Below are 25,213 nucleotides of genomic sequence, written 5' to 3'. Positions count from 1 at the left end.
CTTAAAATAAATTATTGTTTAATTCAAAAATCGATTAAGTCAAAATGTCATCAATAACAGAGACCACCGTGGAGGAATTACAAAATTATCAAGAGTATATCGATAAGGGCATTGACTGGGCCTTGAGCATATTGCCTAATCTTATAATGGCCATAATTATATTTGTAGTTGGCTTTTGGGTTATTAGTTTTATAAACAGAATGGTCCGCAGGTTTTTCGACAAAAAGGACTATGACGAAACCTTGGAGACCTTCCTACAAAGTTTTATCAGTATTGCACTCAAAGCTATATTGGCTGTATTGGTAGTAACGCAGTTGGGAGTGAAAACCTCCTCTTTGGTAGCCATACTTGGTGCGGCGGGTCTGGCTATTGGCTTGGCCCTTCAGGGTTCTTTGGCCAATTTTGCCGGGGGCGTGCTCATACTCATTTTTAAGCCCTTCAAGGTGGGGGATTGGATTTCTGCCCAAGGTGTTGATGGTACGGTAAAGGAAATTTCCATTTTCAACACCAAATTGACCACCTTTGGAAATCAAGTTGCTATAATTCCCAATGGACAACTTTCCAATGGAAATATTGTAAACTTCAATATGGAAAACACAAGGAGGGGCAAGTTTGATGTGGGAATTGGATACGGGTCTAACATCAAAAAAGCCAAAGACATCCTTTTACAAATGTGTGCTGAGTGTCCCGACATACTCACCGAACCGGCGCCGGAAGTATATGTGGGAGGGCTTGGCGATAGTTCGGTAAACCTTACTTTACGTTTCTGGGCCAACAACGAGGTGTTTTGGCCAGCCCACTTTTTCGTGATTGAGCAGACAAAACTTCGATTTGACAAAGCAGATATTGAAATTCCATTCCCGCAAAGGGTCATACACGAAGCGGACTAGTCCTTTTTCTTGCCTTGAAGCACAAAATCCTTAAGGTAAAAAGGTTCAAAATAAGCTACGTCCTCAAATATTTTAGCTTGGTATTTTGCGAAAGCTATCTTCGCCATTTCCCGAGCAGACGGCACTATGCCTTTATCAAAATAAAAATTGGAATGCGCTAGGATTTCGCTGCATTTTTGGGCCCCACTTCCTACTATATGCACTTTAGTTCTTGAAGAATACTCTCCGAAAGATGACTCATCAATAACTTCCGCCCTAGTCTCCCGGATTTCTTCATAGTCCCCATTGAAAACAGCGGAATATACCTCCATGCGCCGGGCATCAAGCACAGGAATAATAATTTCGCCCTCCAAAGCTTTCACTTGATGGGCCATACTCTCTAAGGTCGGTACCGAAATCAAGGGCAGGTCCAATGAAAAGCTGAGGCCTTTTGCTGAGGAAACCCCAATTCGGAGCCCGGTATAGGAACCAGGGCCCTTGCTTACGGCAATGGCGTCCAAATCTGAAAAAGACAGCGAAGCTTCTTCAACCGCCTCTTTTATAAAAATGTGCAATTGCTCGGAATGCGAGTAATTGACCGCATTGTTCTCTTTTAAAGAAAGTACTTTATCTCCATCGGAAACGCACACCGAACAGTTGGTGGTAGCAGTTTCTAAATTAAGTATTCTGCCCATAATGGGCACAAAGATACTAGTTTAAGGAAATGGGAATACCAAAATAGAACTCCAAAATCTTCAACCTAAAAATGTAATCATATTTGGTTCGGATCACATCGGCTTCAGCATTGTCAACCCTGGCCTGTGCCTGACTGAAATCAAAGGCATTCATAAGGCCAACATCATATCGTTCTTTCGCATAATCATAGGCCAATCTGCGGGCTTCCAAGGTTTTCTGAGCAGCTTCATAGGCTTTTTCAAACGTACCAACATCCACATAGGCCTGTTGAATGGTGGATTCCAAATCGAGCTTGTCCTGCTCAAACTGTATTTTGGCCTGTGCCAAGCTTATTTTGGACCGCTTTACGTTGTTCCTTGTATTCCAGCCATTAAAAATGGGAACATTCAACTGTGCACCGTAGGAGATACCATCAAAAATCCAAAGCTGATCCGTAAAATTCGGAGTAAAGGGCACCCCATTAGCGTCAGGTATTTGGGTCACATCTGAATATCGGGTTCCATATTGGAAAAATGCGGACAACGTGGGCAAGTAGCCTCCCTTGGAAATTTTCAAATCCTCCTCGGCCAATTCTACATTGCTCTTGGATAATTTAATGTCGTTCCTAAACGATAGTGCCTTGTCAAAAATCACCTTAGCCGAGTTACTTAAAATATCTGATGGAGGAATATCAAATTCTTCATCGGCTATATCAAAATTCTCATAATCGGTTATTTGAAGTAGCTGGGCCAAATTCACTCGGGATATCAATACCAGACTCTCTCCATTAACGATTTGTTGTTCTTGATTGGCGGCGGTTGCCTCAATTTCCAACAAGTCCCCTCTTGGTAACACCCCAGATTCGACCAGTTCCTTGGTTCGCTTTAGATCCTGTTCAGTTACAGCATATTGCGCCCTAAAGGTTTTCAATTGCTCCTTATTTGAAAGCACCTGTAAATAGGCATTCGCTACATTCAATCGAATATCATCCTTAAGGTCATCCAATCTATATTGGTTGGCAATGGCGTTTATTTTTGCCCGGTTCAATTGTCTTATGTTGCGAAGGCCATCAAACAGGGTAAGACTGGAGCTGAGGCCCAAGTTAACGTTAAGTGCTGTCTGGTTTGTGGGTAGGTTGTTTGTGGGGTTAATCGAAAAACCCGTGTTGCTCGATACACTTGAGGTACCGTTCAAATTGGGTATCAAATTTCCCAAGGCATCGGATTTGTCAATTTTGGCATTCTCCAAATCCAGTTCGAACCGTTCTACGGTCAAATTGTTATCTACGGCATACTCCACACATTCTTGCAATGTCCATTTCCGCATTTGTGCCTGTGATGCAACTGTAATGAAAAGCAAGAGTATGGTTGTCGTTAATCTATTTCTCATTCGTTTTTTGATTTTAATTGATATTTGGTTGGTCTATGAGTCTTCGTCCTCGTCATCTTTCTTCTCGAGCTTGTTCCAAACTTTTATTTTGGCATTTTCGTCAAGTCCTGAGAGTACTTCTACATCAATTCCATCACTAACACCCAATTCCAGTTCCCTTTTTTCAAATTCATTCTCCCCAACTTCCACTTCAACATAAGGCTCCTCGGTTTCCTTATCGAATTGGAGCAGTGCCTCTTTTATGGCCAAAACATCCTTCTTTTCCTCCAACACTATAGAAGCATTGGCACTATATCCTGCCCTTACATAGATACTATCGTTCATTTCCAAATCTCCCTCAATCTTAAACTGCACTGCTCCTTCTTCCTCTACGCCTTTTGGGGCTATGAAGTTAAGCTTGGCCTGAAACTTATTCTTCTCCAAGGCTCCCAAGCTTATTTCCAATGGCATGCCCTCATGCAACTTCCCAACCTCGGCTTCATCAACTTCACCTTCAAAAATCATTTTGGTCATATCGGCAATGGTAGCTATGGTAGTGCCATCATTGAAATTGTTACTTTGGATTACTTGGTCTCCTTCTTCAACGGGGATTTCAAGAATTGTTCCGGAAACAGTTGCCCTTATATTGGTATTGGCACTAGATGAGCCTCCAACTGAACCTCTTTTTATTATTTGATAATCGGCCCTCGCGTTTTTAAGCTCTTGCAGTGCTTGATCATAGGTCAACTGTTGGTTGTTGAATTCTTGGTTTGAGATTACACCCCTGTCGAACAAGGCTTTGTTTCTTTGGTATTCTATTTTGGCGTTGTTCAGAGCCAATTCTGCATTTCTTACCCTACCTGCTGCCTGGTTCAACGATTGTTCGTTGGGCACGACTTTAATTACGGCAATGAGGTCACCTGCCTTGACGTCCACTCCCTCTTCCAAATAAATTTTGTCGATAATGCCAGAAATTTGTGGCTTAATGTTGATTTCATCCTCTGGGATAACCTTACCGGTAACGATAACCTTATTGGTGATATCCTTTCGCTCAACGGTTTCGGTTTTATAGAGCTGTTCGGGTGTGCTGTTTTGTTTTAAGAAATAGACAATAGCCGCCAAAATACCTATTACGACTACTGTTATCAACCCGTACTTCACATATTTGTTCATTGTTTTTCTAGTTTATTGTTTGATCCCTTATTCTTCTCTTAATGCTTCTATCGGCCTTACCTTGATGGCCCTGTTTGCCGGCAACATTCCAATCAACACGCTTAGACCTACCATAAGCAAAAATGAAATTCCAAATTGGGGAATGTTCACCATGGGATTTACAAATGGAAAATCTTCACCACTGCCCCATACGTTGTTCAAAATGGCTAAAATACCTACAGATATGGCAAAACCTATCAACCCTGCAAAAGCTGTCAATACAATGGCCTCAACCACTATTTGACGTTTTACCACCTTTGGAGTGGCCCCCAAGGCTCTTCGAACCCCAATTTCTTTGGTTCGTTCTTTTACAGTTATCAAAAGAATATTGCTAATGGCAATGACCCCCGCCAGCAGGGTAAAAATTCCGATGAAAAAGGAAAATCCTTTCAGCACATTGGTAAATGCCGTGATGTTGTTGAAAATCTCCGACATATCAAAACTCCCTATAGCTCTTTCATCATCAGGATGGATATCGTATTTGGCTTTGAGAATGGTCTTGATCTGATTTTCAACCACGGCCACTTTTGTGCCCGGTTCCACCGCTATGGCCATCCAACCCATTCGATCTCCTGAATTAAATGCTTTTTGAAAGGTGGTAAAGGGAATAAAAACAGCGTTTTCTCCATCAATATTGATATTGTTGTTGGGCTTGTATATGCCCACAACTGCAAAGAAAACCCCATTGATTCGTATATCCTCTCCAATGGCATTCTCTCCTTTTTCAAAAAGGAGTTTATAGGTTTCTTCTCCTATGACACAAACTTTTTTCGAATGCTCAATATCATTGTTGTTGAGGAACCTACCCTCGACCAATTTCTTTTTGGTAATGTTATCTATCTCGGGAAAATCACCATAAACCGAAGAACCGCTGGTCTGCCCCTTTCTATATACTGTGGTAACATCGCGATGGCTGCCCAACTCAATTCTTGGTGCCAAAACCTCAATTTCGGGAATCTGTTTTTTAAGTGTCTCCGCATCTTCAAGCTTGTATCGGATTCTGCGTCCCCGTTCAAAGCCTTTGTAGGGTTCTGAGGTACTTTGCCCCCACACAAATAGGCTATTGGAGGCGGTTCCTGCAAAGAGCTTGTCAAAACCGTTGCTCATACCATTGGCCGAACCCAATAAAAGGACCAATATGATCATGGCAAAAATGACACCTAGCATGGTCAAAAATGTGCGGAACATATTTTTGCCCAGCGTGTGGAAGATTTCAGACCATAAATCTTTGTCAAATAGCCACATAATCATTTATCACTTAATGCCACAATAGGTTTAACGCTTGCTGCCTTTATCGCAGGTATCAATCCGGCCATTACACCTGCTATAATCAATACAATGGTCGCAGTAATAACCGTAGAGGCGCTCACACTGGGGTTGCTAAACGCTGGTGTTTCAATATTGGGACCGATCAGGGCAAGAATTATCCACGCAAACACCAACCCTATAAATCCCGAAAGCGCCGTAATAAAAATGGATTCCAAAAGCACAAGGTTTATAATTTGTCTTGGTCTGGCACCCAAGGCTTTTCTCACTCCAATTTCTTTTGTCCGTTCTTTGATCGTGAAAACCATGATATTGCCGATACCCACTATACCTGCAATCAAAATAAGAAAGCCCACTCCAATTCCTATTGCCTTGAGCACTGCTGAAAAACTGCTGATGTCATCGAACGCCTCAGCGTAGTTCCAAACAAACAATCCAGATTGATCTTCGGGCGATACTTTATGTCTTCTTTTCATTAAATCTTCCAAACGGCCTGAAAACTCTAATGCCTTGGTAAGATCATACGTCGGGTTATAAGTAAGGGCAATTATATTGATGTCATTGGTATTTCCGTATATTCTTTGATAAGTGCTTACGGGAGCATATATTCTTCGCTCTGCATTGTCGTCTCCTTCATCTATAAAAACCCCGATTACTTTGAACGGTAAATTGTTGAACTCCACAAATTTCCCCAAAGGGTCTTCGGTATCGAACAGATCTTCGGCCACTTTTCTCCCAATAACGGCTACTTTGGTTTTATTTATATAATCTGCCTCATTGATGTACCTTCCTTTTGTTACAATTGTTTTCTCAATGATTTGATGATCAGGGTGAACCCCTTGTACCGGATATGAACCTGTCTCGCTCTTATATCTTGCTGAAACGTTGGCGTAGTATCTGGCACTGATGTACTCTATATCTTCTGGAAAACTCTTCCTTATGTATTCAAGATCTTCATTCTTGAACTGGATACGCCTCCCTGCTTCGAAACCAGCATAGGCCTTTGCTGTGGTTCCAGGGCGTATAAAAATGGAATTCGTGGCGTCGTCATTGAATTGACTCACAAATCCGTTTTGCATCCCATTTACGGAGGCCAATAACATTACCAGAATGAAGATGGCCCAGCCAACAGAAAATCCTGTTAAAAAGGTCCGAAGCTTATTCTTCTTGATGGTGTTGAATATTTCTTGCCAAATATCCCGATCAAACATAATGGTCAGCCCTTACTTGTTTTACTTTTTTATCTTCCACAATCACGCCATCTTTTAAGTAAACAATTCGTTTGCACATGTGGGCGATATCTTCCTCGTGGGTCACCACCAAAATGGTATTCCCATCATCATTGATTTTTTGAATCAGGTCCATCACCTCATAGGATGTAGTACTATCCAAAGCCCCTGTAGGCTCATCTGCCAAAAGCACCTTGGGCTCGGCAGCCATTGCCCTTGCTATGGCGACACGCTGTTTTTGTCCCCCGGAGAGTTCACTGGGCAGATGGGTGGCCCACTCCTTTAATCCTACCCGCTCTAAATATTTAAGTGCTTTTTCTTGTCGCTCCTTTCTAGGTACGCCTTGGTAATAAAGTGGTAATGCTACATTTTCTAGAGCACTCTTGTAGTTAATTAAGTTGAATGACTGGAAAACAAAGCCCAAAAATTTGTTTCTATATTGTGCGGCTTTTGTCTCACTCAAATCCTTAATGGGAACTCCATCCAACGTATACTCACCGCTATCGGCCCCATCAAGCATACCCAAAATATTGAGCAAGGTTGACTTTCCAGAGCCCGAAGAGCCCATAATGGCTACTAATTCACCTTCTTCAGCCCTGAAGTTGATTCCTTTTAATACATGAAGGGAATTACTGCCCATTTTATAGGACTTGTGAAGATCTTTGATTTCTATCATGATAATGCTTTTGAATGCATAACCTCTAACATATGTAATATGACTTACAAATCGTTAAAATGTTACAACATTTATCTATTTTTTCTTAAAACCTAGTTGCTATTTTCTTCTTCCTCAATGGCATTCCAAACCTTAATCCTGTCCTCCATTTCCAGACCTGATTTTACTTCAACATAAATTCCGTCACTCACACCCAATTCAATGTCCCTTCTTTCAAATTGCTGTTCAGCAGTTTCAATCTCAACAAAAGGTTTTTTGGTCTCATCATCAAATTGGATCAAAGCTTCTTTTAAGGCCAACACACTATCAGCCCGAGCCAAGATTATGGAGGCGTTGGCACTTAGCCCTGCTCTTATGAAAGTTGTATCCTGTTTTTTTAGGGTTCCCTTGATTTCAAATTGAATGGCTCCATTTTCCTCTTTTCCCTTGGGGGCAATATAGTCCAAAACAGCATCAAAAACTTGGTTTTCAATGGCTCCAACGGTGATTTCCAGAGGAAGGTCTTCCATGATTTTTCCGACCTCGGATTCGTCTACTTTGCCTTCAAAAATCATTTTTTCCACATCGGCAATTGCTGCAATGGTGGTTCCTTCATTAAAGTTGTTACTCTCTATTACCTGATTGCCAACTTCCACGGGAACTTCCAATACCATACCACTGACGGTAGCGCGGATAAGTGTGTTCGCAGCGTTTCTCAATCCGCTGGTAGTACCTGTTTTGACAATATCATACCGTTTGGTAGCAGCACTATACGATTGTTTTGCTTGATCGTAAGCCACTTGGGCTCGCTCCAAATCGGCCTGTGAAATAACACCCTTGTTAAAAATAGATAGCTGCCTTTCGTAATTTCTTTTCTGGTCGTTCAAGTTAATCTTGGCCTCATCAATGGCATTCCTTGCATCGTTCAAAGCATTGAGATTAGGGACCACCTTGATTTTTGCCAACAGATCACCCGATTTTACGTAATCTCCACCCTCGACATAGATTTCTTCAATAACCCCAGAAATATTTGGCTTGATCAAAACTTCTTCCAAAGGAAGTATGCTCCCTGTGGCAACAGCTTTTTTTACAATACTTTGCTTGGAAGGTGTCTCTACTTGATACACCACGGGATCTTCTGCATTCTTTTGGTACAGATAATACATGGAGGCGGTGAACACTACTACTATTAGTACTAGGATTATAATGGTTACTGATTTTTTCATTGTGTTTTAATACTATGGTTTTTGATTGATTCTATTCTGTCCGAAGTGCTTCAATGGGTCTTACTTTAATAGCACTATTGGCTGGAATAAACCCGGCCAGCAGACCTGCTATTGTTAATATCAGCATGGCCCCACTTACGACTCCAATACTTACACTAGGGCTTAGGAACATATCCACTGGTCCTATGCTGTCCAACAATGAGTTGATTCCATAAATGACCAAAGACCCAAAAATTATTCCGACCATGCCAGAAACTACGGTCAAAAATATGGATTCCATCAATATCTGTTTTTTGATGGACCAGGGCTGTTCGCCCAGTGCTCTTCGTATTCCAATTTCCTTGGTGCGCTCCTTGACCACGATAAGCATAATATTGCTTACCCCAATAATACCAGAAAGCAAAACCATTACTCCTACTATATAGGCTACTGCTTTTAGGGCCCCAAAAAGACTTTCAACACGGTTGAATTCTTGATAAAGGTCAAAATGACCTATGGCACGGTTGTCTTCCGGATGCACCTTATGTCTTTTGCGCATCAATTCTATAATATCTTCCTTCAGCACCGATATGGAACTTCCATCGTGGGCGGTAATGGCCATCCAACCTACATCTTCACCTTGGTTAAATGCTTGGGAAAAAGAAGTAAAAGGCACATATATTTCCTTTTGGGCCTCTTCTCCATCACCATCACTGCTATTCTTTTTATAGGTGCCGATGACCATGAAATTCACCCCTTGAATTTTTATGTAGGTACCCACGGGGTCTTCTCCTTTTTTATACAAGTCGTTTTTCACCCCCTGTCCAATAACCGCTACTTTTCTTTTTGCGTTGATATCATTTACATTTATAAAACGCCCCGAAGTGACGGTCATGGGGTCTTGATTAATGATTTCGGGATAGTCGCCATAAATATTGTAGGCCCCAGTGCGTATACCTCTAACTACATTACCGCCACCCCGAAAACCTCCCAACTGATTTCTTGGAGAAACAAATCTTAGATTGGGCACATTGTCACGTATGGACTGAACATCGGATATTTTGAATTCGAAGCTTCGTCCTTTGGGAAGGCCCTCATAGGCTTTTGTAGTACTTCGGGTCCACATAAACATGGTGTTGGTGGCAATATCACCAAAATCCTTACGGATACCATTTTCCAAACCCTTGCCGGCCGCCAACAGAACTATTAGAATAAAGATGCCCCAGCTTACCCCAAATGAGGTCAGAAGGGTACGCCATACATTGCTGGTCAGTACCTCCAAAATTTCACGCCATCTATCTCTATTAAACATTCCCTATTTTATTAAGCCCAGTTCTCTATTCATCCTTCAAAGATTCTACAACTTGTACTTTTGCAGCCCTCCAAGCAGGAACAAATCCAGCTAAGGTTCCCGCAAGTATCAAAACCAATACTGTGGAAAAGGCCACGTTAAAGCTAACTGAAGGATTGACCACATAGTCTACCTCCACATTTGGACCCACAATCTCGAGCAGTCCCATGCTTAGTATCAATCCTGTAAAACCAGAAATTGCGGTTACAAATATGGATTCTTGGAGAATCATTCCCACAATGGACCATGGTTTGGCGCCCAAGGCTTTTCTAATGCCAATCTCCCGGGTTCGTTCCCGAACTACAATAAGCATAATGTTGCTTACCCCGACCACCCCAGCAATAATTGTACAGATACCCACAAACCAAAAGAATATTTTGATGTTTCCTGTAAGCCCGTAATAGCGTTTAGCCTCCTCCATAGCGCTCCAAACCTCCATGGCGCCATTGTCATCTGGAGCCACAGTATGGGCCTGTTGTAGATATGTTTTAAGGTTATTTTTGAAATCCACGGCCTGAGCGACGGCTTCATCAAAATTTTCAACGGGAGGCAAAGTAAATGACATGTTGTTTATGCGGTTGCCTCCATTGAATACACGCTGGGCAGTAGTTATCGGTATATATATACGCTCCTCTTCACGATCTCGCATCTCCCCAAAAACACCTACAATCTTAAATGGTATTCCAGAAATGTCTATGAATTCGCCCAAAGGTGAATCCACATCGGTGAAGACATCTTTTTTGATCTTATTCCCAATTATCGCCACTTTACCCGTTGAGGCTTCGTCTTGGTAATTGATGAAACGACCTTCCCTCATTTTGGGTCCTTCAATAAATTGAAAATCGGAAGAAACACCCTGAATGCTGTAGACCAAGGCCTCCTTGCCATAGTTCACGCTGACGTTCCTAACAAATATTCTTGAAGACTCGTACTCGATAACGTCATTGAACATGGAACTTGCCGTCTCAAAGTTTTCATTGATGAATTGGATTCTTCTACCTGGATTAAGTCCCTTATATTCTTTTGAAGTAATCCCGGGCCAAGCCCATACACTGGTGGTAGCGTCCTGCTTGAACTCATGCTCAACACCATTCTGCATGCCCTGCCCAAATCCCAATAGTATGACAAGGATAAATATCCCCGATGCTACGGAGAGACCCGTTAAAAAAGTACGGAGTTTGTTCTTTCTTATGGTGTCAAATATCTCTTGCCACCTTTCAATATCGAACATAGGTCAGTGTTTGTTGATTGATGAAATTAGAAAACCTATGCTTATAAGATAAAGATTCTAGCGTATTGTTACACTTTTTTCCAAAGAAAATTGCTGGCAAAGATTTTCTACCCGCGCATTCTTTTATAGATGAAGTAAAACAAGACCCCTACCAGTATATAAGGTATGGCCATTAAATACACAATACCGTTATTGATACCCTCGGCTGTACTTCCGTCCACCTCGCTTTCCACGACCGCCCTGCACATGGCGCATTGGGCTTCGGCAACTTGTGGAAGTGCAACGAGCACTAGGAGTAGTACTATGAAAAATCTGGTTTTCATAAAATGCTAATAGGGATAATAGGGTGAAATCATGATATAGACCAGCACACCAGTAATTGCAACGTACAACCAAATGGGAAACGTAAACTTGGCCCACAATCGGTGCATAACAAAATCTCCCAAATAGGCCTTTGAATAGGTTATCAAAACCAAAGGTATCACTGAGATCGAAAGGACAATGTGTGTAAGCAGTATGAAATAGTAAACATATTTCATTGGACCTTCTCCTCCGTAGATTGTTGATTCCGAGGTCATGTGGTAGGCCACGTACATCACCAAAAACAGCACAGACAAAACTATGCAAGTGTTTATTAACCTTTGATGAACACGTCGCTTGCCTTTTTTAATGGCCACAAGGGCCATAACCAACAAAATGGCTGTCAATCCGTTGGTTCCAGCATAAATAGGGGGTAAAAACGATAAAGGTTTGGCATTGGGTATCTTATAGGCGAAAAGTACCACCACCACCAAAGGAACGGCAACGGACACAACAGTGATCCATTTGTTCAAACTCTTTGCTTTTTGGGAAGTTTCCTCCATTATTCTTCTAAAAGTTTTTTAATGTCTTCTTTCAGTATAGTAATTTGTTGCTCCTCACCTTCCGAGTTTTCTCCTTGCTTCTCGGTTATAGTGCCCCGATAATAAATCAAAGGGTTGCCAAATTCGTCTTTGCGGGACCGAATATACCCATTTTTGTCAACCAAGGCGAACATCCCAGAGTGTTCAAAACCACCGGGGGCATCCTCTACTTCATTGGCCACAATGTAAAAACCTTCTTGGGCCAGCTTATAGATTTTATCTTGGTCTCCAGTCAATAAATTCCAATCTTTATCAGTAATCCCATACCGTTCGGCGTATTGTTTCAAAACAGAAGGGGTATCGTACCTTGGGTTTATGGTAAAGGAGGCCACTCCAAAATCCGATTGGTCTTCAAAAGTGTGCTGTAGTTCCACCAAGTTTTTGGTCATAATGGGACAAATGGTGGGGCATGTTGTAAAGAAAAATTCCACGATATAGACTTTTCCCAAATAATCCCTATCCGTAACCAGAGTGCTGTCCTGATTCAAAAAGGCGAAAGATGGAACACTTCGTTTTTGTCCATTGTTCAGGATAAAACCAACTTCATTTTGCCGGGCCACTGAACTCATACGATCATGTTCAACAACTTCACCGCCCTTTATTTTCTTAGTGATCTCGTAGACCGCAAAAATTCCAAAAATTAGAATTATTGCCGAAACCCATACATAGGTATACTTCCTTTTCTTATTTGCTCCTGTCGGCATTGTTCTTTTTTAAAGCCAAACGATATTCTGCCAGGATGATTTTTACATCATCTTCCATCTTGTTGTTTAATTCTGCCACCGAGGTGGTATTAAAACCGTATTTGACACCCTCATCCTCATCGTCTTTTCTTCCTCTAAGATTTCTTTCTTTGTCTATAATGAAGACATATGGGGTAGACAAATCTTCACCCAATTCCAAATTGGTCTTTAATCCCTTATAAAAAGATTTTATCTCTTCCTCTGAGCCATAGGCAAACCGCCATTTATCAACTTCTGAGAGTTTGCCCAATTCTTTTTTTAAACTTTCCGCTTCTTTTTGATAACCTTTGGGAACAACCATCACTACCTGAAAATCTTTAAAATCGCTGAAGCGCTTGTATATTTTTTGATTGAGGTTAAAGGCATTTCCCTTTCTCAATGCTATTTGGTTTCCCAAGAACCCCAAGATTGTGATTTTATCATCCACCCTGACATTTTCATCAATGTCAGACAAATTGGGGACTTGCTCGGTAAGCACAGGAAGTCTACCAAAATTGTTAACCCCTGAGGCAAAAAATAAATACGCCACCAACGGAAGCACAAAAAGAACCACTAAAACAAAAACCTTTTTCATTGACCAGAAAGTGGATTGCAAAAATAAAAAAGACGGTTGGGAAACCGTCTTTTTATCTTGTTAATACTTTTCTAGAAGTTCCATGCTAGATATCCTTCTTTGAACACATTGTAGATATAATCCGCTTCAAACAACAAGATAAATATCAGATAGCAGACCAAGAATATCGGAGTCCATACAATTGCCCTTCTTAGAGCGCTTTTTTCATCCCGCAAATGCATAAAATCCCATGCGATGTAATAGGCCTTTACCAAGGTCAGGACAATGAAGATCCAATTGAGCAATTTCATGCCAACCAAATAATTAGCGGTCAAAAACTCTGGCTTGGTAATTCCCAAGGCTACCTCAACTGCGGTCACAATAGAAAGGAAAATCAAAACACCCCAAATTTTTTGGGTGTTCGACTTAAATTTTAAAAGTCCTCTAAAAATTTCGAGTTTATGTTCGTGTGCCATTTAAACGTGAATGTTTTATACCAAATAAAAGAATGTAAATACGAATACCCAGACCAAGTCCACAAAGTGCCAGTACAGTCCCACTTTTTCAACCATTTCATAATGTCCACGGCGCTCGTAAGTGCCCAAGATAATATTGAAAAAGATAATGATATTGATAACCACTCCGGAGAACACGTGAAATCCGTGAAAACCTGTGATAAAGAAGAAAAAATCCGCAAAGAGACGACTTCCATATTCGTTGTGGATGAGGTTGGCTCCTTCCACCACTTGCGTAGCTTGTGCTATTCGCGAAAGCGATTCTTGCCTGTTCAAAACTGTTTTCTCACCTTCTTCGTTGATGGTTTCTGTTCGAACTAAAATATTTGGGGTTGCTTTAAAACCTGCCACCACCTCATTCAAAGAAAAGGAGGTTTTATAGCCTTCTTCCTGATACCAAATTCCTTGGTTTTTTTCGTGCTTTACCCTTGCCTCTGGTAAAGTTTTGGCAAAATCGGCCAATGCCGCCCGTTCTCCTGTTTCCGCATTCACAAACTGAAGAATCCTTCCTCCTTTAGTCTCAAGTGCTCCGTAATCTCCTTTAATAAATGTGGCCCATTCCCAAGCTTGTGAACCAACGAAAATAGCTCCTCCAATAATGGTAAGGAACATATAGAGGATGACTTTTTTCTGCATCATTCTATGTCCAGCATCTACGGCAAGTACCATAGTAACCGAAGACATAATAAGGATAAATGTCATGAATGCCACATAATACATGGGATAGTTTCCATGAAAAAATGGTACGTGGGTAAAAACCTCATCCGCAATGGGCCAGGTTTCAATAAACTTAAATCTTGAAAAGCCATAAGACACCAAAAAGCCAGAGAAGGTCAAGGCATCAGAGACTATAAAAAACCACATCATCAATTTTCCATAGCTAGCGCCCAAAGGTCGATTTCCTCCTCCCCAAACGCTGCCTTCTGTACCGGTTGTTACCGTTGCATCCATATATTAAAGCCGTTTTAATAAAACTTTCACAAATTTACACCTTTTGACGTATTCAAAAAGATATTCTTTAATGAAAAGTGTTTCTTACCTTTTTTATTTTACGAAATACATAAACAGTATTAAATATACCCAGAGAAAATCCAGAAAATGCCAGAAAGTGGCGCCCAGCTCCAATCCCAACATATTTCCAGGCGCATATTTTCTTTTTATTTGCTGCACCAATACCACCAACAAAGAAATAAGGCCTGCCACCAAGTGGACAATATGCACAGCAGCAATTAAAAACACATAAGACATTTTAATATTGCTGGTGGGTCCTGTAAAATAGTATCCATTCTCCAACATTTGGGAGAAACCCGTAAACTGCAATACTACAAAAGCTATTCCCAGAAGCAGTGTTGCCAGTAAAAAAATGGTTCCCTTTTTTTGTTCGTTCCGGGCAACGGTTCGTTTGGCCATAACGTACGTCATACTACTCAAAACTAAAATGGCCGTGCTGATAAAGAAAGCTTGGGGCAATTCTAAATCACTTACCCAATCTTCACGCTTGCTACTCACAATATAAGCACTGGTCCAGCCAGCAAATCCCATAATCAAGCTGGCAATGCCGAACCACAACATCATTTTTTTGGCTCTCCTGTTCTTTTCTTCTGCGGTACCTTGGGTTAAATCCATAATTTAACTGATAAACTTATCAACAACATATATTATCTGAATCAATGAAATATAGGTTACGCTTGCCAACATCAATCTTCTGGCAGAAGCATTGTCCCTGTTCTCATAAAGCTTTAATGCGAAAAACAACATAACCAATCCGGCCAACAACACCAATATCGCCGCCGGAATAGATAGATGGAGTCTTCCCGTAATGCCAAATGCAGGCACCACAGATATGACAATCATCCAAATGGTATACAATATAATCTGAAAGGCTGTTCCAGCATCCCTTTTTCCCGTGGGAAGCATCTTGAAGCCTCCTTTTTTATAATCCTCGTGCAACATCCACCCCAATGCCCAAAAATGGGGAAATTGCCAAAAAAACTGAATCATGAACAGGGTTCCAGGCTCAATTCCAAAATCGTCCGTGGCGGCCACCCAGCCCAACATAAAGGGTATGGCTCCCGGAAACGCACCGACAAAAACTGAAAGAGGGGTTTTAGTTTTTAGAGGGGTGTATACGCTGGTATAAAGAAAAATGGAAATAGCACCAAACATGGCCGTTTTGGGGCTTAAAATGTACAATGCTACCACACCTAGTACGGTCAATGTGATAGCAATGCCAATCGCTGTTTTTACACTCATGCGTCCCGATGGAATGGGGCGGTTTTTAGTACGCTTCATCAATGCGTCCAAATCCCTCTCGATAACCTGATTATAGGCGTTGGAGGCACCCACCATACAATAGCCTCCAAAAGCCAACAGCGCAATGGAAGCCACATTCAACTGGTACGCTCCCAAAAAATAGCCCGCAATGGATGAAAAAACCACACTGACCGCGAGCTTGGCTTTGGTGATTTCCTTGAATTCGGAAAAAATCAGGGAAAGAGAGTTATTTTTTACGGAACCTACAGCAGATTTCATGCATGCTTTTATTGGCTGGCAAAGATAACGCCAGATGGTTTGTTTTCCAACCATTAACAACTTTTAATGCATTTGATTGGAAGCAGAGGGCCTAGGCAATCCCTCTTTTAACTTTTAATCTCTAGAAAACAAAGAAGCCCAAATGGATTCATCTGGGCTTTTGACATTCTTGCTGAACAAGAGTGTATATCTTTTACTGTAGTTTAAAGGTAATCGGAATACTAAAAGGAACTTTTACCGCCCTACCTCGCTGCTTTCCAGGAGTCATTTTAGGCAGTTTTTGGATAATTCGCAACGCTTCCGCTTCCAAGTTTTTATCCGGTCCGCGCATTCTAATATTTCCTATGCTCCCATCTCTTTGGATTACAAAGATTACGTTTACCCTTCCTTGCACACCCATTTCCTGGGCAATCTCAGGATAACGGAAGTTTTTACGGATATGCTTCTGCATCATTTCCTGGAAACAAGCTTTTTTGTTGCTTGCTCCTTCACATCCTGGAAATATCGGAACGTCTTCAATTACGGCGAAAGGCACTGAGATATCCTCATCCATTTCTTCCACCTCAACGTCCTCTACTTCGACCACTTCCTCTTCCTGACTAGTTTCTGTGGATTCTATAACGGTTTCCTCCACTTCTTCTTCATCCTCAACAACCTCTATAACTTCGGGGGCCGCTGGTGGTGGTGGTGGTGGTGGTGTCTTTATTTGTTCCGTCATGGGTACTTCTTCGTCCAATTGGTCTTCAACATTCAAGGCAATATCGTAGTCGTTCGCCTTGTCGTATTTTTTCCATTCCATGGCTCCATAAACAACGCCCATGACCGCGGCCAATCCTATAACGAAATAGAGGGTGCTGTTTTTTCCAACATCTGCTTTTGGATTCTTTTTTAGTTCCATTTCTTAATTTTTAGTATTTGCTAATTTAATTATTAATTGCTTAAATAAACAATTAAATTTTCCATTTTAACGGCCTTTCTTTGGAAAAATACCATCTAATAAACCCAATTCCTGCAATTGCGCCAATGGCGTTTGCCAGGACATCGCCCATTTCGGCCATACGATCTTCAGTAATTGTGTACTGTAATACCTCAATTAGTATGCCATATACTATGGCCATTATCACAACATATTTCATGGTAACGGAGCGTGACCAATTTCCTTGGGTTCGTTCTCTTATGAAGAGACATCCCAAAATTGCAAAAACCATATAGAAGATTAAATGGGTAAGTTTATCGGCATAAGGAATGTCCAGTTTCCCGGCATCCAATTCCATCCCAGAAAAAGAAAATAAGCTGAGCGCAGTAATGAGCAATACCCAGCTTACGAATAAAATGGTAAAGACATAGTTTTTAAGCACCTATCAATGCCTTGTAATCTTCATCGCTCATTAAATCATCTACCTCAGTGGTGTCATTGATTTTTATTTTAATCATCCAACCTTCGCCATAAGGATCGGAATTCACTTTTTCCGGTTCGTCCTCCAATGCTTCATTGAATTCGATAATTTCCCCACTTAAGGGCAAGAAAAGGTCAGAGACCGTTTTTACCGCTTCAACGGTACCGAAAACCTCTTCTTTATCCAAGGTTTCGTCCAAGGTCTCCACTTCTACATACACAATGTCACCGAGTTCTCCCTGGGCAAAATCCGTAATGCCCACCGTGGCGACATCACCGTCAATTTTCACCCACTCGTGGTCCTTAGTGTACTTTAATTCTGCTGGTATGTTCATTCCATTAAGTTTGAATTAGTCAATAGACAAATGTAACGGATTGTAAAAAGGTTTTCAAACAAACCTGACAACAAAATTTATCAAAGGAAGACACGGCCCAAGTACACTTCAGGAATTAGTTGCCAAAGTTGTACCTCAACGTAAATCCAGTATTAATGGTGGTTTGTGGAAAAGCAGTGGAAACTGCAAATTCTGAGAAGGAATAATCGAAGAAGAAAAGGGCATTCAAGTTCTTGCTCAAAGCATAGTCTGCGGTGAATTTAGTCGACAACAATTTTTGACCCGATGTGATTTGGTTATTGTCAATATCCAAGTTACGGATAATGGTAATGTTATCTCGAAGCGACAGGTCGGCCTTAAGGTTCAGATCACCTTTCAGACGCGTCTTTTCCCCGCCAATATTGGTAACAAATTTCACATCCTTAAATCGATAGCCCAGTCCCAACGTATATTCTTGACCGTTTATTTCCGTCAGTAGATTGTTGTCAAAACTTAACGAGAGCGTTCTATCGGTACGCACCTCGGCCAAGAAACTGAAAGAATTGGTCATCTCAAAGTCGACACGTAACAGGGGATTGAACTGGTCAGTAAGCACCACGTTGTTTATGATATTCTCCGGTAGGCGGTCTTCCGTCTCGGAATCGAAAAGACCATTTTCACGTTCCAGATTGGTTTGAAATGAGTTGATACTGTAAGCCGCTCGATAGCCATGACTCAATGAGAAACGGTTGAACTTTTTCCGGAACCATTTGTTCTTCATCAACCCCGTGTACTTTATGTTCCAGTTAGGAATGGGAATATCCCGGAAAGCATCCAGATTAACCCGATTCACATCCTGACCTGTGTAAGCGGCAAAAAAGGCGGGCAACAATACTTCTTGCTGTGTTTTTCCATAGCGCTGCGGAAATCCATCTTCATCCAAGGTGCCGGGACTTTCTCCCCGGTCGGAAACCAATCTGTTGGCAATCGTGATTCGGTTTTGTTTGAATGTTTCAAAAGTTTCTGAATCAAACTCATCACTTTTGTTGAACACGGTTCCAATCATCACGGTAGAGATGCTAAAGTTCCCAAAGTTATTGCCCAATAGATTGATATATTCCAATTGTCCGTTACCGATGTCCTCAACTCTAAAATTTTCTTGATAGCTATTGGAAATTTGTCTGTCCGCCGTTAAATCAATTGTCAAATCTGGGGTGGGCTGCGCAGTGGCCGTAATGTTCAATTGCTTGTTGGAGGTTTGCATATACTGCGTGTTGAACTCTTCAAAGGTTGTTAGCCATCCATTTCTGGCTGCTTCAAATCGCACATCGGCCTGACTTCCAAAAACAAAACCCAACGTAGGACGTGTTGTCCCAATGAATCCTATGGATTGTGTGTACCCTGGCAACACTTTACCGTTGTTTTCACTGTAGTTCACGTTGACCCGTTTCACCATAGTTACAATATCCACCAATGTATTGAAGGCCTTGCTGGTCTTTTTGGGTGCCTTTTCGTCAGAATCGCTGGCTGGATTTCCTGCTTTGTCCCTTCGCACTGCAGCTTGGGTTGCCGTAACTTTGCCACTACGTTTTTTCAACCCCAAAAAGTCATAAAAACGCTGCATGCCCAAGTTTGCCGTCAAATTATGGGTATTGGCATTTTGAATGGTATTGATATCCTCACGGGCTACCTCAATCAAGGCATCACCACCCCGTTGCCAATCAAAATTGCTGGTGTAGGTATATTGCGCATTGATAAAGTTGAGGAATGGGAACTTGCTAAAGGGCAGTTCATAGTTCAATTGCATTTGTTGCGAATGTCGATTGGGCTCCCCAATATCAAAAAAACCATCCCACAAATCCAACGCTTGATCGATACCCGAGTCTGGGTCATCATCCACATTGAAATAATTACGGACAATATTGTTGTTTGAAGCCGTCAAATTCAACCTAAGTGATTTGCTTAAGCTATAATTTAAGGCATATTGCCAATTAAAGAGATAGTTGCGTTGTTGTAACAGCGGTAACTCCAGAGCCTCGACCCCTGGTTCCAAAACATCCCTGAATCGTTGCTGGTTAAACGAACGATTGTAGTTGGCATTGAACGATAAGCTTGTAGGCAATACATTAAAATTCAAATCCTTCAACCATTGCCAGTACCTACTCATAAATAATGAATCCTTTTTAGCGAAAGGAGCAACCGAAGCGGGTTTAAAGTTATGGTTGTACACAAAACCTGTGGTGACATTCTGATCTCGAAGGTCGGCCACCTCAAAATCCCTATGATTCGTTTCGTTATAGGAATAATTGAAGGTGAAATTTTCTACGTCGAAAAAGTTCTCCTTGGCTTCTTCTCCTCGATTTTTTCTTACCCCAATTAGGTTGATACTGGTCCGTTTCGTATAATCTTCTGCTTGCTCTTTAATGGTTTCTGCATCCTCTGGTGTTGTCGCCGCCGCGATTCGATCATCCAATTTTAAATCGTCGTACACCGGGTCAAACTCAGGGGTGATCAAAGTTTCAGAAATTCCATAATTGAAGGGCAATTGCAGGTTCCATTTTTTGGGGAACAACTGCCCCACGTTCACGTTGGTAACCACATCGTAAGAGATGGCATCTTCCCGAGAACGCTCGTTGGGCATCTGATCTATGGAACCGAAACCTGAGGTACTCTTGCTTCCCGTGGCCGTCACATTGGCAAAATCGGCCATGTTGGCATCCAATGCGGCAATGGCGGCCCAGCCTCCCTTGTTATCCAATCCCGCCAACCGAAGCTCATTGAACCATACTTCGCCACGTGCTGGTAGATCATCGATGTTCTTTATCCCGACCATCATTCCCCGGATACTTCCCAAGGAGGGGTTTCCTCGAATCCCAATTCGAATCCTGCCCAATGTTCGTGGTGCAAATTCATCAATTTGAACAGCCTCACCGTCGATAATTTCGTAATAATTAACAGTGTTCAAGGTCTGCTCTGCAATTCCACGTGATTTAACCTTGTTCAAATCGCTTAGGGCAATATCAATCTCGTTGACATCGGGCCATATTTGTTGCGCTGAAGTAACATTGAATGGTGTGAATTGTAGCGGTAGTTCTATTTGATAAAAGTTCTCGGAAAAATCCGTACCGATACGAAGAAATCCGACCAAAGGCGTATCATCATCGGAATAGTCCCCATTTAAAATCTTTTCGGCGTGCATGAACATTTTAATGCGTTCATATTGCCGTACATCTATATTCACATTTTTGAAAACACCCCTAGAATCTTCTGACTCTAGATTCTCAATTACGAAAGATAGGGATTGTTCATTCTGACGGATAATGGTGTTGTTATTGTTCAATTGCTCTCGAACCACTCCTGGGGGCAATACATAGGGTATGGGCTGCCTTCCAAAATTCTCTTCAATGTTTACCGTATTCACATCGGTCACGGTACCATCATCAGAGGGGTCGTTATCCACGTCAGGTTGTAAGGAATTGGTATAGGTACGCCAATCTCCTCGAACCAAATCCAAGGTAGCAAAACGAAGTACAATATCATCCGTAAAACCAGTAAGGTACATCCGCATAAAACTTATAGACCTGAAGTCAGTGATTCCGCCCACTGCATCGGTAAAGTCACTTAATGGTATTTTGTACTGAATCCACCTACGGTTAAGTTGCGTACCGTTGGGCAAAGTCGGGGTAAGCCCTTCTCGAATGTCAGTTACGTATTGATCATCAATAGTAGTGTTGGGCCTTATTTGGATGCGATATTCATAATAACTGTTTACCGTGTTCATGGTTAAGTCCCGATCAATGTCCTCCACATCGGGCAAAGTTGTGGACCCCCGGTTGGTATTAGTTACGGTTACGGGTGAGTTACCATCAGGGTTATTGAAGTCAAAGTACCGCTCCAAAATGCTCCCATCCCTGTTCAAATAGTATTGATAGTTATCCAAAGCAGGGTCCTCAGCTGGGCCATTGTAGATTGCTTGTTCCTCGGTATCATCCAACCCATCAAAACCAATATCCTGTAGGGTTCGGTTTGTTTCATCAGCATCAAAAGCGTAAACCAAGGATTGCGTGGAAGGCACTTGTCCCCAAATAGTGGTTCTGGGAACCTCATTGTTGGTACTCGCTGGCAATCCATTTTCGTATTGCTTCCTTCCGTCCTTTAAGATATCTTCGGATATATTTCCCAGGTTCAACACCAATTCTCCAGCATTGGCATCGGTGGTTTGCCCATCAATATACGGGTCCAATACCCAAAACTGGACAAACTCCACATTGGATTGTTCAAAATTGGTACTACTAATAGGACGCATTATTCCAGCCCACTTATCATCGGGTGTCTCTGTTTCAAAACTTGGATTGGCATTGTAAGGTCCTTTTGTATTGGGATAATACACCACATCCAACGTACTTTGCACTTGGGTCTGCCCTTGAGCAATATCGGTTTCGGTAAACACCTCATCGATAAATACCCTTCGTGTGGCGTTCAAGGAAATATCATTATCTGAAAGTCCCGTGGGACGTTGGTTGGTGTAGAATATGGGGTCAATGGTGTACCAGGACATCTTGGCCCGTTCGAAGCCCACATCAATATCCGTGCGGTCTTCCAAAAATTCAACAGGTGGACTGGCCAATGTCCAACCCAAGGAAGAGCGAATATCTATGAGGGCCTGAGCTCCTTCAAAATCATCCAAATAGGTTGTGGTCTCTCCTTGGAAATCGGCATTCTTTGGTGAATTGGGCTTTAAGAAAGCAACTTCACCACGCAGCGAAAGATTGGAGGGCACATCGGTATCAATATTGGGCAGTTTGTTAACCAAACGGGTCAGAAAGGGAACCTCGGTGCTAAAGTTGCCATTCAAACCGAAAATCGTATTGTTCACAGGCTCCACCCCAAAGTTTGATTTTTGGGTCAGTGGTCTTTCGTTCAAGTTCAGGACTGTTCCTCCCAGCACAAAATTCTCGTTGAAACGATGCTCGACGTTAACTCCTGTGAATCGACGGGTCTGTTGTCCGAAAACGGCATTGTTCTCCACAGAAATATTGATCGGGGTATTGGAAGCGGCCAGGCTAGGGTCCAAAATCTGGACAGTACCCGCCTGATAGTTTACCGTATAGTCAATCCCTTCCTGCAGTTGTCTTCCGCCGGCAGTAACACGAACAGATCCTCTTGGCACATTGAACGCCCCAATCGGGATGCCATTGTTCCCTGTTGACTTGTAACGGCCTTTTATTTGGAATCGGTTTTTTTCAGCATCTTGTAATGAGGCCGCCTTGGTTTTGGAATACATGTTACGGAACACGTAGCGCTGTTGGTTGACATTATACCCTTGGTCATTCTCAACATCATACACGCCGCCTCCAAGTTCATCAAAAAGAAACTCCCCGAAGGGCTCCACTTTGGTGAAGATGATTCTTCCAGATTGCGTATCTACAGTGATTCCGGGTACGTAGTCAAAAAAGCCATCACCCCCTGGTTGTATATCGTTATAAATATTTAACCTGTCCAGATTAAATACGTTGAGTAATATTCTATCCTCAAGGCCATCTGGCCATCCGGCATTGGGGTCAACCGGAGTAATATAGTTTCGAGGCGTAGGATCTGAATACAAAATATTCAGCTTGAAATCTTCTTGGTCCAATTGAAAGGCCCCTGTGGAATAGATGTTCTTCATCATCAAATCCCAAATAGGATCTTCCACATTGGTGATGTTACTCTTCAACATCTTCAAAATAAGCGTGTTGTTCTCAACTATGGGATTCACACCACCAGTAACCGTAGTGGCATCTACACCTCCATTGGCAAATTCTCCTACTTGATACACTTCGCCGTTGAACGTATATTGAAAGGCCACACCCAATACTTCATCGTTGCTTAAACGTTGGTTAAGGGAAATATATCCCAATTGGGTATTGAACTGGTAATCTCTTCCTTGCTCCAATTTTCTGGCATTTTCCAAAATGGCATAATCAAACCCTTGGTTTACCGGATATCCAGGAATATTGAATCCAGATTCCACTGTGGCAATATCCCTTATGGATTGGGTAAGTGCTCCTGTACCAATTTGATTGGGGTCATAGGCATTTGCTTCGTTCTGGGGAAGTTCAGTGACTATGGCCGTCGGATTGAAAAATCCCGCCGGATCTCCATTGTTTCTTCCTATTCGTGTTTTATCTTCCAAAGATTCTCCCAAATCTTGAATGGCCACCACATTCCGCACATTCAGGGTCTGCTGGTTTCGGTTGGTCACCCAAACCTCCAATCTTGTAATCTGTATCTGGCTTCGTATAAAGGGATAGTCAGCTAAGGCCCTGTCGTAATTGTCCCTGAAATATTGTGCGAGAAAAAAGTGTTTGTCTTCATCATAGTCCAGTGCCGTCAATGAAAACTCGTTCAAAGTACCTCCACCCTGTGCCACTACAGTATTGTTTTGTGAACGCTGTTCTGAAAATACAGCGGTAACCGATGTTTTACCAAATTGAAGCTGGGTTTTTATACCGAAAAGACTTTGGGCTCCTGTGATCAAAGAACTGTTCAAAGGCATGTTCACGTTACCAATTTCAATTTTTTGAAGGATATCATCTTCCGTTGGGGTGTAGTCCAATTTTACCAAGTTCTGGAAATCGAAGGTAGCCTCCGTGTCATAATTGGCCGTCACTTGAAGCCGTTCCCCTACTTTTCCCAATAAACTTAGACTGATCCGTTGGTCAAAATCGAAGGATAGATTGGTTCTGTTTCTTGGTGAAAGTGCTGGATTGTCATTCTTTTGCCAAAGCACACCAAGATCCATTGCCACTGAGCCTTGTGGAATGACCTCGATGGTATTCCCTCCGAAAATGGATTCAAAGAAGTTGCTATTGACATAAAAATTGGGCAGTAGATTCTTTCTGGCTTCTTCGCTTCCTTCCTTTCTTCCAGTGAAAGCATCAATTTTGTTTTTGAAATAAGATTTCATTTGCTCCTTACGGACCAATTCAAAGTATTGATCGGGAGTAAGGATTACTGGATAGTTGATGTTGAAATCCCCTATGCTTTCTGTATAAACATAGCGGTCCGTTTTGGGGTCGTAGGTGTATTTGGCAATAATGCTATCTGGGTTCTCCAAAATGAGGCGACCAAGCTCTACTCCAGTCTTTATAGAGTCTTGAACCTGTTCATTGGTTTCCTGTCCCATCAAAATGGTGGTGAACAGAAAACATATGA

At 42.0% G+C, this 25,213-nt stretch carries 22 protein-coding genes; 1 reads left to right on the top strand and 21 read right to left on the bottom strand.

Annotation, left to right across the window (positions count from 1 at the left end; all coding sequences use genetic code 11):
• Positions 1 to 44 precede the first annotated feature (44 nt).
• Entirely contained in the window at positions 45 to 890 is an 846-nt protein-coding gene (locus tag GTQ34_RS12945; protein WP_208103893.1) for a mechanosensitive ion channel family protein, read from the top strand.
• On the opposite strand, the gene tsaB is transcribed toward GTQ34_RS12945, so the two are convergent.
• From tsaB to sov, 21 genes are all read right to left on the bottom strand, one after another.
• On the bottom strand, positions 887 to 1,564 hold the full coding sequence (gene tsaB, locus GTQ34_RS12940; RefSeq protein ID WP_166524228.1) for a tRNA (adenosine(37)-N6)-threonylcarbamoyltransferase complex dimerization subunit type 1 TsaB: 678 nt from the start codon (positions 1,562 to 1,564) through the stop codon (positions 887 to 889). The genes GTQ34_RS12945 and tsaB overlap by 4 nt on opposite strands.
• 16 nt (positions 1,565 to 1,580) lie before the next feature.
• Positions 1,581 to 2,933, bottom strand: a complete 1,353-nt coding sequence (locus GTQ34_RS12935; RefSeq protein ID WP_166524227.1) for a TolC family protein — start codon at positions 2,931 to 2,933, stop codon at positions 1,581 to 1,583.
• Between the two features lie 33 nt (positions 2,934 to 2,966).
• The gene (locus tag GTQ34_RS12930; protein ID WP_166524226.1) at positions 2,967 to 4,085 is read right to left on the bottom strand and encodes an efflux RND transporter periplasmic adaptor subunit; all 1,119 of its coding nucleotides are present in this window, start codon (positions 4,083 to 4,085) and stop codon (positions 2,967 to 2,969) included.
• A gap of 27 nt (positions 4,086 to 4,112) precedes the next feature.
• On the bottom strand, positions 4,113 to 5,312 hold the full coding sequence (locus GTQ34_RS12925; RefSeq protein ID WP_235915039.1) for an ABC transporter permease: 1,200 nt from the start codon (positions 5,310 to 5,312) through the stop codon (positions 4,113 to 4,115).
• Positions 5,313 to 5,371: 59 nt separating this feature from the next.
• Positions 5,372 to 6,601, bottom strand: coding sequence for an ABC transporter permease (locus GTQ34_RS12920; protein ID WP_166524224.1), 1,230 nt, complete (start codon positions 6,599 to 6,601; stop codon positions 5,372 to 5,374).
• Positions 6,594 to 7,295, bottom strand: coding sequence for an ABC transporter ATP-binding protein (locus tag GTQ34_RS12915; protein ID WP_166524223.1), 702 nt, complete (start codon positions 7,293 to 7,295; stop codon positions 6,594 to 6,596). Before GTQ34_RS12915 ends, GTQ34_RS12920 begins: the two co-directional genes overlap by 8 nt.
• 92 nt (positions 7,296 to 7,387) lie before the next feature.
• The gene (locus GTQ34_RS12910; RefSeq protein WP_166524222.1) at positions 7,388 to 8,500 is read right to left on the bottom strand and encodes an efflux RND transporter periplasmic adaptor subunit; all 1,113 of its coding nucleotides are present in this window, start codon (positions 8,498 to 8,500) and stop codon (positions 7,388 to 7,390) included.
• Between the two features lie 31 nt (positions 8,501 to 8,531).
• Entirely contained in the window at positions 8,532 to 9,791 is a 1,260-nt protein-coding gene (locus GTQ34_RS12905; RefSeq protein WP_166524221.1) for an ABC transporter permease, read from the bottom strand.
• A gap of 25 nt (positions 9,792 to 9,816) precedes the next feature.
• Positions 9,817 to 11,061 carry an ABC transporter permease gene (locus GTQ34_RS12900; protein ID WP_166524220.1) on the bottom strand — a complete coding sequence of 415 codons (1,245 nt, stop codon included), beginning with the start codon at positions 11,059 to 11,061 and terminating at the stop codon, positions 9,817 to 9,819.
• A gap of 107 nt (positions 11,062 to 11,168) precedes the next feature.
• Positions 11,169 to 11,384: a hypothetical protein gene (locus GTQ34_RS12895; protein WP_166524219.1), complete on the bottom strand. Its 216-nt coding sequence runs from the start codon at positions 11,382 to 11,384 to the stop codon at positions 11,169 to 11,171.
• A 6-nt stretch (positions 11,385 to 11,390) separates the two neighbouring features.
• Positions 11,391 to 11,924: a DUF420 domain-containing protein gene (locus GTQ34_RS12890; RefSeq protein WP_166524218.1), complete on the bottom strand. Its 534-nt coding sequence runs from the start codon at positions 11,922 to 11,924 to the stop codon at positions 11,391 to 11,393.
• Positions 11,924 to 12,667: an SCO family protein gene (locus GTQ34_RS12885; protein ID WP_166524217.1), complete on the bottom strand. Its 744-nt coding sequence runs from the start codon at positions 12,665 to 12,667 to the stop codon at positions 11,924 to 11,926. Before GTQ34_RS12885 ends, GTQ34_RS12890 begins: the two co-directional genes overlap by 1 nt.
• Positions 12,648 to 13,280 (bottom strand): hypothetical protein, encoded by a 633-nt coding sequence (locus tag GTQ34_RS12880; protein ID WP_166524216.1) that lies wholly within the window; start codon positions 13,278 to 13,280, stop codon positions 12,648 to 12,650. The genes GTQ34_RS12885 and GTQ34_RS12880 overlap by 20 nt, the downstream gene beginning before the upstream one ends.
• 71 nt (positions 13,281 to 13,351) lie before the next feature.
• Positions 13,352 to 13,735 carry a cytochrome C oxidase subunit IV family protein gene (locus GTQ34_RS12875; RefSeq protein WP_166524215.1) on the bottom strand — a complete coding sequence of 128 codons (384 nt, stop codon included), beginning with the start codon at positions 13,733 to 13,735 and terminating at the stop codon, positions 13,352 to 13,354.
• 15 nt (positions 13,736 to 13,750) lie between these two features.
• The gene (locus GTQ34_RS12870) at positions 13,751 to 14,725 is read right to left on the bottom strand and encodes a cytochrome c oxidase subunit 3 (protein ID WP_166524214.1); all 975 of its coding nucleotides are present in this window, start codon (positions 14,723 to 14,725) and stop codon (positions 13,751 to 13,753) included.
• Between the two features lie 93 nt (positions 14,726 to 14,818).
• Positions 14,819 to 15,400: a cytochrome c oxidase subunit 3 gene (locus GTQ34_RS12865; RefSeq protein ID WP_166524213.1), complete on the bottom strand. Its 582-nt coding sequence runs from the start codon at positions 15,398 to 15,400 to the stop codon at positions 14,819 to 14,821.
• Positions 15,401 to 15,403: 3 nt separating this feature from the next.
• The gene (gene cyoE / locus GTQ34_RS12860; RefSeq protein ID WP_166524212.1) at positions 15,404 to 16,306 is read right to left on the bottom strand and encodes a heme o synthase; all 903 of its coding nucleotides are present in this window, start codon (positions 16,304 to 16,306) and stop codon (positions 15,404 to 15,406) included.
• Positions 16,307 to 16,499: 193 nt separating this feature from the next.
• Positions 16,500 to 17,204, bottom strand: coding sequence for an energy transducer TonB (locus GTQ34_RS12855; protein WP_166524211.1), 705 nt, complete (start codon positions 17,202 to 17,204; stop codon positions 16,500 to 16,502).
• A gap of 52 nt (positions 17,205 to 17,256) precedes the next feature.
• Complete coding sequence (locus tag GTQ34_RS16820) at positions 17,257 to 17,664, bottom strand: VanZ family protein (protein WP_166524210.1); 408 nt, start codon at positions 17,662 to 17,664, stop codon at positions 17,257 to 17,259.
• Positions 17,657 to 18,037: a glycine cleavage system protein GcvH gene (gcvH, locus tag GTQ34_RS12845; RefSeq protein ID WP_166524209.1), complete on the bottom strand. Its 381-nt coding sequence runs from the start codon at positions 18,035 to 18,037 to the stop codon at positions 17,657 to 17,659. The genes GTQ34_RS16820 and gcvH overlap by 8 nt, the downstream gene beginning before the upstream one ends.
• Before the next feature lie 115 nt (positions 18,038 to 18,152).
• On the bottom strand, positions 18,153 to 25,211 hold the full coding sequence (sov, locus tag GTQ34_RS12840; RefSeq protein WP_470299678.1) for a T9SS outer membrane translocon Sov/SprA: 7,059 nt from the start codon (positions 25,209 to 25,211) through the stop codon (positions 18,153 to 18,155).
• Between the last annotated feature and the right edge of the window lie 2 nt (positions 25,212 to 25,213).

The sequence above is a fragment of the Flagellimonas ochracea genome (assembly GCF_009903685.1).
GTDB lineage: Bacteria > Bacteroidota > Bacteroidia > Flavobacteriales > Flavobacteriaceae > Flagellimonas > Flagellimonas ochracea.
The sequence above is the reverse complement of the archived record's forward strand: the minus strand, read 5'-3'. Positions and strand labels throughout refer to the sequence as shown.

Coding starts and splice junctions, on each gene's coding strand:
- GTQ34_RS12945 (WP_208103893.1), top strand. CDS start 45: ATGTCATCAATAACAGAGACCACCGTGGAGGAATTACAAAATTATCAA.
- tsaB (WP_166524228.1), bottom strand. CDS start 1,564: ATGGGCAGAATACTTAATTTAGAAACTGCTACCACCAACTGTTCGGTG.
- GTQ34_RS12935 (WP_166524227.1), bottom strand. CDS start 2,933: ATGAGAAATAGATTAACGACAACCATACTCTTGCTTTTCATTACAGTT.
- GTQ34_RS12930 (WP_166524226.1), bottom strand. CDS start 4,085: ATGAACAAATATGTGAAGTACGGGTTGATAACAGTAGTCGTAATAGGT.
- GTQ34_RS12925 (WP_235915039.1), bottom strand. CDS start 5,312: ATGTTCCGCACATTTTTGACCATGCTAGGTGTCATTTTTGCCATGATC.
- GTQ34_RS12920 (WP_166524224.1), bottom strand. CDS start 6,601: ATGTTTGATCGGGATATTTGGCAAGAAATATTCAACACCATCAAGAAG.
- GTQ34_RS12915 (WP_166524223.1), bottom strand. CDS start 7,295: ATGATAGAAATCAAAGATCTTCACAAGTCCTATAAAATGGGCAGTAAT.
- GTQ34_RS12910 (WP_166524222.1), bottom strand. CDS start 8,500: ATGAAAAAATCAGTAACCATTATAATCCTAGTACTAATAGTAGTAGTG.
- GTQ34_RS12905 (WP_166524221.1), bottom strand. CDS start 9,791: ATGTTTAATAGAGATAGATGGCGTGAAATTTTGGAGGTACTGACCAGC.
- GTQ34_RS12900 (WP_166524220.1), bottom strand. CDS start 11,061: ATGTTCGATATTGAAAGGTGGCAAGAGATATTTGACACCATAAGAAAG.
- GTQ34_RS12895 (WP_166524219.1), bottom strand. CDS start 11,384: ATGAAAACCAGATTTTTCATAGTACTACTCCTAGTGCTCGTTGCACTT.
- GTQ34_RS12890 (WP_166524218.1), bottom strand. CDS start 11,924: ATGGAGGAAACTTCCCAAAAAGCAAAGAGTTTGAACAAATGGATCACT.
- GTQ34_RS12885 (WP_166524217.1), bottom strand. CDS start 12,667: ATGCCGACAGGAGCAAATAAGAAAAGGAAGTATACCTATGTATGGGTT.
- GTQ34_RS12880 (WP_166524216.1), bottom strand. CDS start 13,280: ATGAAAAAGGTTTTTGTTTTAGTGGTTCTTTTTGTGCTTCCGTTGGTG.
- GTQ34_RS12875 (WP_166524215.1), bottom strand. CDS start 13,735: ATGGCACACGAACATAAACTCGAAATTTTTAGAGGACTTTTAAAATTT.
- GTQ34_RS12870 (WP_166524214.1), bottom strand. CDS start 14,725: ATGGATGCAACGGTAACAACCGGTACAGAAGGCAGCGTTTGGGGAGGA.
- GTQ34_RS12865 (WP_166524213.1), bottom strand. CDS start 15,400: ATGGATTTAACCCAAGGTACCGCAGAAGAAAAGAACAGGAGAGCCAAA.
- cyoE (WP_166524212.1), bottom strand. CDS start 16,306: ATGAAATCTGCTGTAGGTTCCGTAAAAAATAACTCTCTTTCCCTGATT.
- GTQ34_RS12855 (WP_166524211.1), bottom strand. CDS start 17,204: ATGGAACTAAAAAAGAATCCAAAAGCAGATGTTGGAAAAAACAGCACC.
- gcvH (WP_166524209.1), bottom strand. CDS start 18,037: ATGAACATACCAGCAGAATTAAAGTACACTAAGGACCACGAGTGGGTG.